The sequence below is a fragment of the Microbispora sitophila genome, assembly GCF_014892245.1.
Lineage (GTDB): Bacteria > Actinomycetota > Actinomycetes > Streptosporangiales > Streptosporangiaceae > Microbispora > Microbispora siamensis.
Window position 1 is genome coordinate 87,486 of sequence record NZ_JADBGC010000027.1, and the last position, 12,037, is coordinate 99,522.

Sequence of the window (12,037 nt, forward strand, 5' to 3'; positions counted from 1 at the left end):
GCCGGGCCCGGCAGAAGGGCCCGGCCCTCGGCGTACGCCCTCCCCCCGGCCGGGCGGCGGGCGCGAGGCCGGTTACGATCAAGGTGGAGGACGGATGGAGGAGGGCGGCGATGACGCGAGGGACCGCGACGTGAGGGCCGCCCGGCTGCACAAGGTGGGCGACATCCGGTTGTCCGAGGAACCTCGCCCCGTTCCCGGGCCGGGTGAGAGCCTGGTGCGCGTCACCGCGGTCGGCCTGTGCGGCTCCGACCTGCACTGGTACTCCGAAGGCGGCATCGGCGACGCGGTGCTGGACAATCCGCTCGTCGTGGGACACGAGATCGCCGGAGTGATCGAGGGCGGCCCACGGCACGGCACGCGGGTCGCGGTCGACCCCGCCATCCCCTGCGGCCGGTGCGGGGTGTGCGCGACGGGGTACGGCAACCTGTGCCCGGACGTCCGCTTCGCCGGGCACGGCACGCTCGACGGCGGCCTGCGCGAGTATCTCGCCTGGCCCGACGACCTGCTGCACCCGTTGCCCGACGCGCTCTCCGACAGCGACGGGGCCATGCTCGAACCGCTCGGTGTGGCGATCCACTCCGTGGACCTGGGGCATCTGGGGCTCGGCGCGCCCGTCGCCGTCGTCGGCTGCGGGCCGATCGGGCTGCTGGTGGTCCAGCTCGCCCGGCTCGCAGGCGCCTCGACGGTGGTCGCCGTCGATCCCCTGCCGCACCGCCGTGCCGCCGCCCTGCGGCTCGGCGCCGACCACGCACTGTCCCCCGAGGAGGCGGGGCCGGCCACGTGGACCGGGATCGACGGGCTGGACGGCCTCGGCGTACGGGTGGCCTTCGAGGTGTCGGGCGACGACGACGCGGTGCGCGTCGCCATGACCGCGGTCCGGCCCGGCGGCCGGGTCGTGCTGGCCGGCATCCCCGACGAGGACCGCACGTCGTTCCCGGCGTCGCTGGCCCGGCGCAAGGGCCTCACGCTCGCGCTGGTCCGGCGGATGAACCTCACCTATCCCCGGGCGATCCGCCTCGTCGAGAACGGGTCGGTGGACGTGTCGTCGCTGGTCACCGAGCGCTTCCCGCTCGCGGCAACGGCGGACGCCTTCGCCGCCGCCGTATCCCGGCGCGGCCTCAAGGTCGTGGTGGAACCCCACGGCTGAGGCACCCGGGCCCTGATGCCGTGAACCGGGGCAGACACGGTCGAATTGACAGCAATGCCGACAGGGACACAACGACACGCGTCAAGATTCTCGCGAAATCCCGGTGCGCCGGACGCGGAACCGGGTATGTTCTGAGCATCGCGCAAGCGAACACAGGCTTCACCGGGGCAATCGCCCCCGAGGGCGCGGTCTTTCTGGGCCGCGCCCTCTTTATTTCCCCCGATGCCCTGCACACCCCCCGAGGTTGCGTCAGCATGCATGCGATCCCCGCCGGTCGTGACCCCCGGTCCTCCTACTCCCGGCATGTCACCACCCGGCTGCTCGATTTCACCCGGCAGGGAGCCCCCTGGCCGATCCGCTTGTGGGATGTCGGCTCGTTCCTGGCCCTGGAGGAGTTGTACGAGGCCGGCGTGTGGGTCGATCGGCGGGTGCTGTCACAGCCGGCGGTGGACTGGCAGCGCCACGCGCTGGAGCGCCTGCTCGGCGACGATCCCGCCCTGGGCAGCTCTGTCTACCGCCGGGAGCTGCGCGAGGTTCTGCAGACGACCCTCACCCTGGCCAGCGACGGCCGTCGCAAGCTGCGCCATCTCATCGACGTCGGACGGCCCGGCTACCTCGGCCGCTGGTCGTCCTGCGCGGCCGCGCAGGAGCCACCCCGGGCCGAACGCGTGGCCCGGGCCGTCGCCGCCCACCTGCTCGACAGCGGGCACAGCCTGGCCGGTGTGCAGCGCTGGCTCCGCAGCGGCCACCTGAGTCTGTCGGCGACGGACCTGATCGCCGAGGCGTCCGCCCTGCTGGCCCGGCCGCCGCGCCAGTGGCGGGTCGTCGTCCCCTTCCGCTCGCTCAGCCGTCACGAGGAACTGGCCGGTTGGCTGCCCAACTGGCTGACTGCCGAGCAGACGCGGCCTCTGATGGCGGGCGCGAGCGCCGAGCGGCACCGGGAGGTGGTCGGCGGGCTGAGTTACTCGGTCGAAGCCAGGGACGCCGAGCGCGCCGTGGAGATCGTCTCCGACCTGGTCGAGCGGCTCCAGGCGCGGGCGCGCTTCACGGCCGCGGGAGCGGTCGTCCCGCTGGGCGAGGCGTACATCGGAGGCGAGGACCGCTCCTTTCCCCTCCTGCTGCCCTCGCGCGGTGCGCAGGTGCTCTCGCTGGCCGCCGAGCGGCAGTTGTACGTGGTCGGCCAGGACGTGCAGCGGTTCGGCGAGCAGGCCAGGAGCACGGTGGACGAGGCCCTGGAGATCGCCTCCGCGCTCAACCAGGGACCGCTGGCGCCCGCCATCGCGGGAGGCTGGGCGGCTCTCGAGTCCCTGCTGACCGAGGCCAGGGATCCCGACGAGCGGGAGAAGGTCGTGGCCGCCTCCCGCGCCGCCGCGCTCGTCGCCTGTTCCTGGCCGCGTGCCGAGCTCACCGCGCTCTCCTATCGGGTACGCGAGGTGCCCGGCGACGCCCTCCCGGGCAAGTTGTCGGCCTGCGCGTCCAACCGGGAACGTTCCACACTGATCGCCGCCGAGCTGGAATGCCGAGACGGGCTTCCGCTCGTTCGGTCCTGGCGGACCGGCAGTGACGTGGCGTCGGTGTTCCGGATGAAGGCGCTGCTCGCCGACCGCCGGCGTGTGCTGGAGCGGGTGCGCGGCTACCTGGAGGTGTCGCTGCGGCGGCTGTATCGGTGCCGCAACATCGTGCTCCACGGCGGTTCCACCGGCGGCGTCGCCCTTCCCGCCACCCTCCGGGTCACGGCGCCGCTGGTCGGCGCCGCCCTCGACCGGATCGCGCACTCCCATCTGGTGGCCGAGGTGCCTCCGCTCGCGCTCGCGTCGAGGGCGGAGACGGCGCTGCGCATGGTGGACGACGACCTCGGGCCCGGACTGTGCGATCTCATCGACTGAAGAACTCGTCGTACCCGAGCTTGGCGACCAGGGCGGCCACCACGCACAGCAGGACGACGCGGACGAATCCCGCGCCCCGGTTGAGCGCCATCCGCGCGCCGATCTGCGCTCCGGCGATGTTGCAGGCGGCCATGGCCAGGCCGAGCGCCCACACCACGTGGCCCTGCGCGGCGAAGACGATGAGGGCCCCGAGGTTGGTGCCGGTGTTGACGGCCTTCGCCGTGGCGGAGGCGTGGACGAAGTCCATTCCGAGGATCGAGGTGAACGCGATGAGCAGGAAGGTGCCGGTGCCCGGCCCCACGATGCCGTCGTAGTAGGCGATGCCGACGCCCGCCACCGCGACGCCCGTCACCACCCGCGCACGCGTACGCAGGTGCGGGTGGGGCAGGCGGCCGAACCCCGGCCGCAGGGTCACGAACGCCCCCACGCCCAGCAGCACGACCATGACCAGCGGCTTCAGCACATCCGCGTCGAGCAGGGCCGCCGAGGCGGCGCCGAGACCGGCGAAGGCGACCGCCAGCGCCGCGGCCGGTACGGCCACCGCCCGGTCGAGCTTCGTCTTCCTCGCGTAGGTGACGGCGGCCGACCCCGTCCCGAAGATCGCGGCGGACTTGTTCGTGGCCAGCGCCTGGACCGGCGTGAGCCCGGCCAGGAGCAGCACCGGAAGCTGCAGCAGCCCTCCCCCGCCGACCACGGCGTCCACCCATCCGGCGGCCACGGCGGCGAGGAGCAGGAGCACGACCTGTCCGGCACCCATGTGGCTGCATTCCCCCTTTGCGCCCGTTTGACCGACGGCTCGACGAGCGAGCCTAGCGGGCGGCGGACAACCGGGAGCGGCCAGGATCTCCTTCCGGGCCGCCCTCGCGCCCCCGCGGACGGTCGCGGAATCCCGGACGCCGATGCCAGGAGCTCACGCCATGTGAGGCTCGAGGAACTTTCCCCCGCACGGGGGAGGCGCGTCCCGCCCGGTGGGGAGGCCCGGCGAGGACGCGACCGCGAGGCTGAAGTCATGGAAACGGCACACCTGCACCGGAAGTCCTCGCCCCGGCGCCCCGGCGCGCTCGCCACCGCCGCCACGGCGGTGGCCGGGCTCGCGCTGGCCGGCGCCGGGGCGAGCGGGATCGCCTTCGACATCGTGGGCGGGATCATGGCGGCGATCGCGGAGGTCAGCGGGGAGAGCGGCGTTGTCGACCTGGGCTTCGACCTGCCGATGGCCGCCGCCCGCGCCGCCGCGCTCGCCGCCGGCACGACGCTCCTCGTGACCGCCGTACGGCGTCGCCGCCGCGCGCGCGGCGCCTGCGCACGCTGCGGGCGGTCAGAAGGGCCCGGCGACGCTCAGCCCGGAGGCCGCGACGACGCGGGCCACACGTCTCCCGCCGGCGGGGGCCGGGGGACGTGGCAGGCCCGGGGATCGTGGCAGAGGCTGAGCGTCCGCGCCGGATACCTGACTGTGCTGCTCGCGGCCGGGTACGGCGCGCTGAAGGTGCAGTGGGGCCTCGGGGGCACGTTCGGCCTCACCGATCCCCGGGCGTTCGGGGACGTGCACCTGTGGACGCCGGGGCTCGGCGACACCGGGGTGCTCGCGCTGATCGGCATGGCGCTCGGGCTCGGTTTCGCCCGGACCTGGCGGCCGCCGCTGCGCATGCCACGGTGGATGCCGCTGACGGCCGCCTCCGTGGGGAGCGTCATGCTGATCCCGGTCGGCGTCCTCGGCACGGGATTGCGCGTCGCGGTCGCCCTCGGCCTCGCGAAGCCGTCCCTGGAGGGCGTCTCTCCCTGGGTGTTCGACGTCATCTATCCCTGGTTCCTCGCCTGGGGGCTGGCGATGGGTACTGCGGCCGTCGGCTACCACTACCGCACGCGTGGCGTCTGCCGCGCCTGCGGCCGGGGGCGCCCCGCCTTCGTACCGCACCTCGGTGCCGAGGGGCCGCCCGCACGGGGGGAGGCGGAGACGACCACACTGTGATCAGACGGACCAGGACCGGACGACGGTGAGGAGCGGCTGTGACGTCGTGGAGCGACCACGCGATCTGGTGGCATGTCTACCCGATGGGTTTCACCGGCGCCCCGCTGACGGCGGCACCCGAGGGAGCGCCGGTCCGGCACCGGCTGCGGCGTCTGGAGAGCTGGCTCGACTACGCCGTGAACCTCGGCTGTTCGGGTCTCCAACTCGGCCCGATCTTCGCGTCCGAGACGCACGGGTACGACACGGTGGACCACTTCCGCGTCGATCCCCGGCTCGGGGACGACGACGACTTCGACCACCTGGTGGCCGAGGCGCGGCGGCGCGGGCTCCGGGTGCTGCTCGACGGGGTGTTCAACCACGTGGGCAGGGGGTTTCCCGTCTTCGCCCGGGCGCTCGCGGAAGGGCCGGACTCCCCCGCCGCCCGCTGGTTCCGCCCGGGTGACGGCGCCGGCGGCTTCGCCGTGTTCGAGGGCCACGACCATCTGGTCGCGCTGAACCACGCGGAGCCCGCCGTCCTCGACCACGTCGTACGGGTGATGAGCCACTGGCTCGGCCGCGGCGCGTCCGGCTGGCGGCTCGACGCGGCGTACGCGGTGCCGCTCGCCTTCTGGAGGGAGGCCGTCACCCGGGTGCGGCGGGAACATCCGGACGCCTGGTTCGCCGGCGAGGTGATCCACGGCGACTACGCGGCGTACGTCACCGAGGGCGGGCTCGACTCGGTGACGCAGTACGAGCTGTGGAAGGCCATCTGGAGCTCCCTCAACGACGGCAACTTCTTCGAACTCGCCTGGGCGCTCGACCGGCACGACCGGCTGCTGGAGGTGTTCGCGCCGATGACGTTCGTCGGCAACCACGACGTGACCCGCCTGGCCAGCAGGCTCGCCGATCCGCGGCACCTGGGGCACGCCCTGGCGGTCCTGATGACCGTCGGCGGGGTGCCGAGCCTCTATTACGGGGACGAGCAGGCGTTCCTCGGGGTCAAGGAGGAACGCGTTGGGGGCGACGACGCGATCCGGCCCGCCTTCCCCGACGGCCCGGGCGACCTGGCGCCGCACGGCATGCCCGTCTACCGGCTCCACCAGCGGCTGATCGGGCTGCGCCGCCGACACCCCTGGCTGGTCCGGGCTCGTACGAAGGCCGAGCACGTCGCCAACAGGGCCCTCGCGCTGCGCAGCGAGGGAGGGATGGGAGAAGTCGTCACGCTGCTCAACATCGGCGACGACGCCTACCGCTTCCCGATGGACGTCTCCCGGCTGACCGTCGCGGAGAGCTGGGCCGGGGCGGAGAGCTGGGCCGGTGCGGCCGGCCCGGACGGGGACCCCGCTCTCGTGCCCGCGCACGGGTGGCGGGTGCTTGTCCACAGGCCGTGACCGGACGGCACGGCGTTCGCCGCGCGTGCGGGACGATCGGAACGTGAACCGCGTCCTCGCCCCGCTCATCGACAGGATCACCTACCGCAGGTGGGCCTGCCTGATCGTCGGTGGCGCGCTGCTCATGCCCTACATGATGGCCGGAGAGGTCGCGACGGCGCTGTGGCGTCCGACGCCGGACGCCGGCGACCCGCTGCTGTCGGTTCAGCCGTTGATCTTCATCGGGGTGCTCCCGGTGGTGGCGGTGTCGGGGCTGTTCCTGCCGGTCCGGGCCTTCGAGGTCGCCGCCGCCCGCGCGTTGCTGGGCGCGGCCGTCGAGACCCCGCCGTCTCCCGTACGGCGGACCTGGTCCGAACGCCGCAGGACCGCGGCGTGGTTCACCCTGCACCTGGGAGTCGGCGGCCTGGTGAGCGGGGTGACCCTGGCCATGGTGCCGTTCGCGGTCTGGCTTGCGGTCCTTCCGCTGGCCGGGGATCACCTCGGGCTGGTGGACTCCGGGATCAGCAGCGGCTGGGCGGCGGCGTGGGGTCCGCCGGCCGGGCTGGCCCTCCTCGTCTGCCTGCTCTTCCTCGCGGTCGGCGCCGGGACGCTGCTCGCCCGCCTGGCCCCCGCGTTCCTCGGGCCCTCCGCGGCCGACCGGCTCGCCCTGGCGCGGCAGGCGGCCCACCGGCTGGCGGTGCGCAACCGGCTCGCCAGGGAGTTGCACGACTCGGTGGGCCACGCCCTCAGCGTGGTGACCGTGCAGGCCGCCGCCGCGGGCCGGGTGCTCGACCGGGACCCCGCCGCCGCCCGGGCCGCGCTGGAGGCGATCGAGACCTCCGCCCGGAGCGCGCTGAACGAGCTCGACCATGTCATCGGCGTCCTGCGGGAGGGCGCGGGACGGGCCTCGCCCGAGCCGTCCCTCGGCGACCTCCCCGCGTTGCTCGACGCCGCACTCACCGGAGACCGGCCGGTCTCCCGCCGGCTCGGCGACCTGTCCGCGGTGCCTCCCGTGATCTCCCGGGAGGCCTACCGCGTCGTGCAGGAGGCGTTGACCAACGCGATCCGGCACGGCACGGGCCCGATCGAGGTCGACGCCGGCGTACACGACCGCGTCCTGGAGGTGTGCGTGCGCAACGAGGTCCGTGCGAACCACCGGCGAGGCCCGGCCGGACCGCGCCGGCGCGGCAGGAGCGGCGGCACGTCCGGCACACCGGGGCACGGGCTGGACGGCATCCGGGAGCGGGTGACGCTGCTCGGGGGCCGGATGGAGGCGGGAGGCGACGGCGAGACGTGGCGGGTCGAGGTCCGCGTCCCGCTTCCGGGCGCGGATGCCGCCCTGCTCCCGGGCAGGCGCGCCGAGAGCGCGGGCGAAGGCATGGACGAGGACTCCGGCGAGGGGCGGACGGAGACATGAGCGGAAGCATCGGGGTGCTGCTGGCCGACGACGAGGACCTGATCCGCACCGGTCTGCGGATCATCGTCGAGTCCGAGCCCGGCCTGAGCGTTGTGGGCGAGGCGGCCGACGGCGCGGCGGCGGTGTCGCTGGCCCGCTCGCTCCGGCCCGACGTCGTCCTGATGGACGTACGCATGCCGGCGGTGGACGGCATTCAGGCGACTCGGGCCCTTACGGCCGCCGAGGGCGCGCCCAAGGTGGTGGTGGTGACGACGTTCGAGAACGACGACTACGTCTACGAGGCGCTGCGGGCCGGCGCGAGCGGCTTCCTGCTCAAACGGGCGAGGGCGGACGAGCTCGTCCAGGCGATCCGGGTGGCGGCGGGCGAGTCGCTGCTGTTCCCCGCCGCCATCCGGTCGCTGGTCGCGGCCCGCGGCGCCGCCCGCGCCGTCCCCGGCATCGGCCGGCTGACCACGCGTGAGGGGGACGTGCTGCGGCTGATGGCACGCGGCCTGTCGAACGCGGAGATCGCCGCCGAACTCGTCGTCGGCACGGAGACCGTCAAGACCCACGTGGGAAACGTCCTGTCCAAACTGGGCGCCCGCGATCGCACGCAGGCGGTCGTCGCCGCCTACGAGTCGGGCTTCGTCTCCCCCCGCTGATCCCGCCTGGGCGACCCGCGGTCATCTGCGGGTCAGACGCCACAGCGAGGTGACCTCCGCGACCCGGGCGGCGTGGAGGAGATCGGCGCCGTCCGTCGTCCGTGGGTGCCGCGGCCTGGTATCGATCCTGTCCACCACGCGCAGTCCCGCCGCCTCGATCAGGGCCGGCAGGTGGCCGCGTGGCCTGAGTCCGAGGTGCTCGGCCAGGTCCGACAGGATGAGCCAGCCTTCGCCGCCCGGTCGCAGGTGGGCGGCGAGCCCGTCCAGGAAGCCCTGGAGCATGCCGCTGTCCGGATCGTAGACGCCCTGCTCCAGGGCCGAGCTCGGACGGGCGGGAATCCAGGGAGGGTTGCAGACGACGAGATCGGCGCGCCCCTCGGGGAAGAGGCGAGGACCGATCACGTCGACGCGGGCGGCGAGGCCCAGCCGGCTGAGGTTGTCACGGGCGCACGCCAGCGCACGCGGATTGATGTCGGTGGCGACGACGTGATCGACCCCCCGATGAGCCAGAACCGCGGCCAGCACTCCGGTTCCCGTGCCGAGGTCGAACGCGGTGTGGCGGGCGCGGCCGAACGGCGTCCGGGCGACCAGGTCGACGTACTCCCCCCTGACCGGGGAGAAGACGCCGTAGTGGGGATGGATGCGAGCGCCGAGGAAAGGTATCTCCACGCCCTTGAGACGCCACTGGTGCGCCCCGATCACACCCAGCAGCTCGGTGAGGGCGACCGCCATCGGCTCGTGCGGCGTGCCGTACGCCTCCGTGCACGCGTGCCGTACGTCCGGAGCCCTGCGCAGGTCCAGGGCGTAGGTGTCGTCCAGCACCACGACGAGCCTGCCCAGGACGCGGGCCCGGTCGCCGCGGGCCCGGCGGTGAAGGCGGAAGGCCTCACGGGGGTCGTTCCCGGCAGCGAGGGGCTTGCGGTCGATGCGGCGGCTCATCGCCCGCAGGAGCTGACGTGCGTTGTGATAGTCGCCTCTCCACAGCAACGCCGTGCCTTCGCAGGCGAGCCGGTAGGCGGTGCCGGCCTTCATGTGGTCGTCCGCGACGACGATCCGCCGGGGCGGCGGGGCGGCGCTCTCGGAGTGCCAGCGGGCGGATCGGACGATGCGGGCTTCGGTCCAGTGGATGGTGGACACGACGTACTCCTCGTGATCGACGTGTGCGATGGGCACGAAGAGCACTTCGACGAGGAGCACGGCGGACTCGCCCGTGCTACGGCACGGGCGTGGCTGACGGGGCAGGAAGGGTTACCGCTCCCGCGTCGAAGCGCGAGAGGAGGCGTCGCCGAGAACCATTCCGAGCGTCACGATCAGCCCTTTCAGAAAGACTGCCCCGAGATTCGCACACCGCTCCGCGACAGGCAAACACGGACCGGTGAGGAACGGCGGCGGGCTGCGCAGCGCCGACAAATCTTCCGCGTCTTTTTGGTTGATCGTCACGCCTGCCGGAGATGAGGGCGCTTTGGCAGCGTGAGGACCGGAAACGGCCGAGCGCGATTCGCACACCGCCGTACGGGACGAATCGGTGCGGCCATCACAGAAAAGGGGGTCCTCGATGGGAGACGGGATCAGGGCGCGGGTGTCGGTCACCGGGCTGGGCGCCATCACGCCGCTGGGCGCGGACGTGGCCACCACCTGGGCGGGCCTGCTGGAAGGACGGTCCGGTATCCGGCTGATCGAGGAGGACTGGGCCGAGAACCTGCCCGTACGGATCGCCGGCCGGCTGCCGGTGGACCCCGCCGAGGTGCTGGGCCGGGTGACGGCGCGGCGGCTCGACCGCTGCCAGCAGGCGGCGCTGATCGCCGCGCGGGAGGCGTGGGCGGACGCGGGGGCGCCCGGCGTCGAGCCCGAGCGCCTCGCCGTGGTGATCGGCACGGGCGTCGGCGGCGTCCTGACCACGCTCAACCAGAACGAGATCCTCGAAAGGTACGGCCCGCGCAGGGTCTCGCCCTACACGGTGCCCATGCTGATGCCCAACGGACCGGCGGCGGTGGTCAGCATCGAGCTCGGCGCGCGCGGAGGCGCCCACACGCCGGTGAGCGCGTGCGCCACCGGCGCCGAGGCGATCGCGACGGGCCTGGACCTCATCAGGCTCGGGCGCGCCGACGTGGTCGTCGCCGGCGGGGCGGAGGCGTGCGTGCACGCGCTGACCCTGGCCGGGTTCGCCCAGGCCAAGGCCGTCTCCACGCGCAACGACGCGCCGCGGGAGGCGTCACGGCCCTTCGACCTGGGGCGCGACGGCTTCGTGCTGGGCGAGGGGTCCGCGCTGGTGGTGCTGGAACGCGAGGAGTTCGCCGCCGCCCGCGGCGCCCGGGTGCACGCCACCCTCGCCGGCGCCGGAGTCACCTCCGACGCCTTTCACATCACCGCCCCCGACGCGGCCGGGCAGGCGCGGGCGATGCGGCTCGCCCTGTCCGACGCCGGTCTGGACGCTCTCGACGTGGGGCACGTGAACGCTCACGCCACCTCGACCCCCCCGGGCGACCTGACCGAGAACGCGTCGATCGCCGAGGCGATCGGGACGCATCCCGCGGTCACCGCGATCAAGTCGATGACCGGCCACCTGTGCGGGGCGGCCGGGTCGCTGGGCGCGATCGCCACCGTCCTCGCCCTGCGCGACGGAGTGATCCCGGCCATCCGCAACCTCGACGACCCGGACCCTGAGGTGAAGCTCGACCTGGTGGCCGGAGCGCCGCGCAGCGGCCGCTGGACGGCCGGGCTGGTGAACTCCTTCGGCTTCGGCGGCCACAACGCGTCCCTGGTGTTCACCACCGCCTGAGCCGCGCGTCAGATCGGGCCGCGGCCGCCGAAGAGGTCGTCCGGCCAGGGGCTCTGGCTGCCGTCGCCGCTGCCGGACGGGCCGGGGGTGGGCTGCTGCGGCTCGGGTGAGGCGGGCTCGGGCGGCGGGGTGGGCACGAACTGCGTGTTCGGCAGCGGCCGGGGCGGCTCCGGCTCGTCCTCGCCGCGGAACAGCAGCATCCAGGTGACCAGCAGCAGCGCGAGCACGAGCGTGGCCAGCAGCGTCGAGGCGAGCACGACCGAGCGCCGGGTGGCCACCGGCGGCGGAGGCGGCCCGGGTGGAGCGGGCAGCGCGGGGGTGCGGTCGCCCAGCCAGTAGTGCGCGAAGTCGGGCCCGTGCCGCCGCCCGATCAACGTGCCGGAAACGGTGACCGGGTCGAGGAACCGCTCGGCCCCCGGGCCGTTCGGCACGAACGGCACGGCCACCCAGGGCGCGGGCCCGTCCTGCATCGCCAGGACGGGAGGGGTGTCGGGAGAAACCCTGCCGCGCACGCGGTCCACCAGCGAGGCGCCCCACCCGCGTACGCCCGTCCGGCCCTGTGTTTCCCTGATCGCGCTGCTTTGTGCGTCCTTGATCGCGGTGACGAACCGGTCCCTCGCGGCGGCGTCGAGGGCGGCGCCGCTGGACAGGACGGCCACCGACACCACCCGGCCGTCGGGCGCCTGGCCCAGATAGACGAGCCCGGCCGGGGCCGTCTGCAGACGCGCCTGCAGCGCGAACGGCCCCACGTGGGGCGGGTCGCCGTACTGCAGCGGAGTGACCATCCTCCACATCAAAACACACGGGCGCGTCAGGGGGTGTGGCACGCGCCGGGACGGGCAAATGGGAGAG

10 protein-coding genes are annotated in these 12,037 nt (G+C 73.8%); 7 read left to right on the plus strand and 3 right to left on the minus strand.

The window, feature by feature from the left end; genetic code table 11:
• Positions 1-94 precede the first annotated feature (94 nt).
• Positions 95-1,147, plus strand: coding sequence for a zinc-binding dehydrogenase (locus tag IL992_RS37040; RefSeq protein ID WP_193207969.1), 1,053 nt, complete (start codon positions 95-97; stop codon positions 1,145-1,147).
• Positions 1,148-1,401: 254 nt separating this feature from the next.
• Positions 1,402-3,033, plus strand: coding sequence for an integrase (locus IL992_RS37045; protein WP_193207970.1), 1,632 nt, complete (start codon positions 1,402-1,404; stop codon positions 3,031-3,033).
• Here IL992_RS37045 and IL992_RS37050 read toward each other — a convergent pair.
• Entirely contained in the window at positions 3,023-3,790 is a 768-nt protein-coding gene (locus IL992_RS37050; RefSeq protein WP_193207971.1) for a sulfite exporter TauE/SafE family protein, read from the minus strand. The genes IL992_RS37045 and IL992_RS37050 overlap by 11 nt on opposite strands.
• 252 nt (positions 3,791-4,042) lie before the next feature.
• Between IL992_RS37050 and IL992_RS37055 the strand changes: the two genes are divergently transcribed.
• Genes IL992_RS37055 through IL992_RS37070 form a run of 4 tightly spaced genes read left to right on the plus strand, consistent with a single transcriptional unit; the run spans position 4,043 to position 8,406 of the window.
• Positions 4,043-4,999, plus strand: a complete 957-nt coding sequence (locus tag IL992_RS37055; protein WP_193207972.1) for a hypothetical protein — start codon at positions 4,043-4,045, stop codon at positions 4,997-4,999.
• Between the two features lie 38 nt (positions 5,000-5,037).
• Positions 5,038-6,369 (plus strand): alpha-amylase family protein, encoded by a 1,332-nt coding sequence (locus tag IL992_RS37060; protein WP_193207973.1) that lies wholly within the window; start codon positions 5,038-5,040, stop codon positions 6,367-6,369.
• A gap of 43 nt (positions 6,370-6,412) precedes the next feature.
• A complete protein-coding gene (locus IL992_RS37065) occupies positions 6,413-7,765 on the plus strand; it encodes a sensor histidine kinase (RefSeq protein ID WP_319019070.1) in 1,353 nt (450 codons plus the stop codon).
• Positions 7,762-8,406: a response regulator gene (locus IL992_RS37070; RefSeq protein WP_193207974.1), complete on the plus strand. Its 645-nt coding sequence runs from the start codon at positions 7,762-7,764 to the stop codon at positions 8,404-8,406. Before IL992_RS37065 ends, IL992_RS37070 begins: the two co-directional genes overlap by 4 nt.
• A gap of 21 nt (positions 8,407-8,427) precedes the next feature.
• On the opposite strand, the gene IL992_RS48690 is transcribed toward IL992_RS37070, so the two are convergent.
• Positions 8,428-9,603, minus strand: coding sequence for a class I SAM-dependent methyltransferase (locus IL992_RS48690; protein WP_319019071.1), 1,176 nt, complete (start codon positions 9,601-9,603; stop codon positions 8,428-8,430).
• Between the two features lie 358 nt (positions 9,604-9,961).
• On the opposite strand from IL992_RS48690, the gene IL992_RS37080 reads away from it, so the two are divergent.
• Positions 9,962-11,185, plus strand: coding sequence for a beta-ketoacyl-[acyl-carrier-protein] synthase family protein (locus IL992_RS37080; protein ID WP_193207975.1), 1,224 nt, complete (start codon positions 9,962-9,964; stop codon positions 11,183-11,185).
• Positions 11,186-11,193: 8 nt separating this feature from the next.
• Here IL992_RS37080 and IL992_RS37085 read toward each other — a convergent pair whose 3' ends face one another.
• On the minus strand, positions 11,194-11,970 hold the full coding sequence (locus IL992_RS37085) for a hypothetical protein (RefSeq protein ID WP_226874475.1): 777 nt from the start codon (positions 11,968-11,970) through the stop codon (positions 11,194-11,196).
• Between the last annotated feature and the right edge of the window lie 67 nt (positions 11,971-12,037).

What these genes read in the sequence shown, in the direction of transcription:
- IL992_RS37085 (WP_226874475.1), bottom strand. Translation starts at nt 11,970, where the DNA reads ATGGTCACTCCGCTGCAGTACGGCGACCCGCCCCACGTGGGGCCGTTC.
- IL992_RS37045 (WP_193207970.1), top strand. Translation starts at nt 1,402, where the DNA reads ATGCATGCGATCCCCGCCGGTCGTGACCCCCGGTCCTCCTACTCCCGG.
- IL992_RS37070 (WP_193207974.1), top strand. Translation starts at nt 7,762, where the DNA reads ATGAGCGGAAGCATCGGGGTGCTGCTGGCCGACGACGAGGACCTGATC.
- IL992_RS37040 (WP_193207969.1), top strand. Translation starts at nt 95, where the DNA reads ATGGAGGAGGGCGGCGATGACGCGAGGGACCGCGACGTGAGGGCCGCC.
- IL992_RS37080 (WP_193207975.1), top strand. Translation starts at nt 9,962, where the DNA reads ATGGGAGACGGGATCAGGGCGCGGGTGTCGGTCACCGGGCTGGGCGCC.
- IL992_RS37055 (WP_193207972.1), top strand. Translation starts at nt 4,043, where the DNA reads ATGGAAACGGCACACCTGCACCGGAAGTCCTCGCCCCGGCGCCCCGGC.
- IL992_RS37050 (WP_193207971.1), bottom strand. Translation starts at nt 3,790, where the DNA reads ATGGGTGCCGGACAGGTCGTGCTCCTGCTCCTCGCCGCCGTGGCCGCC.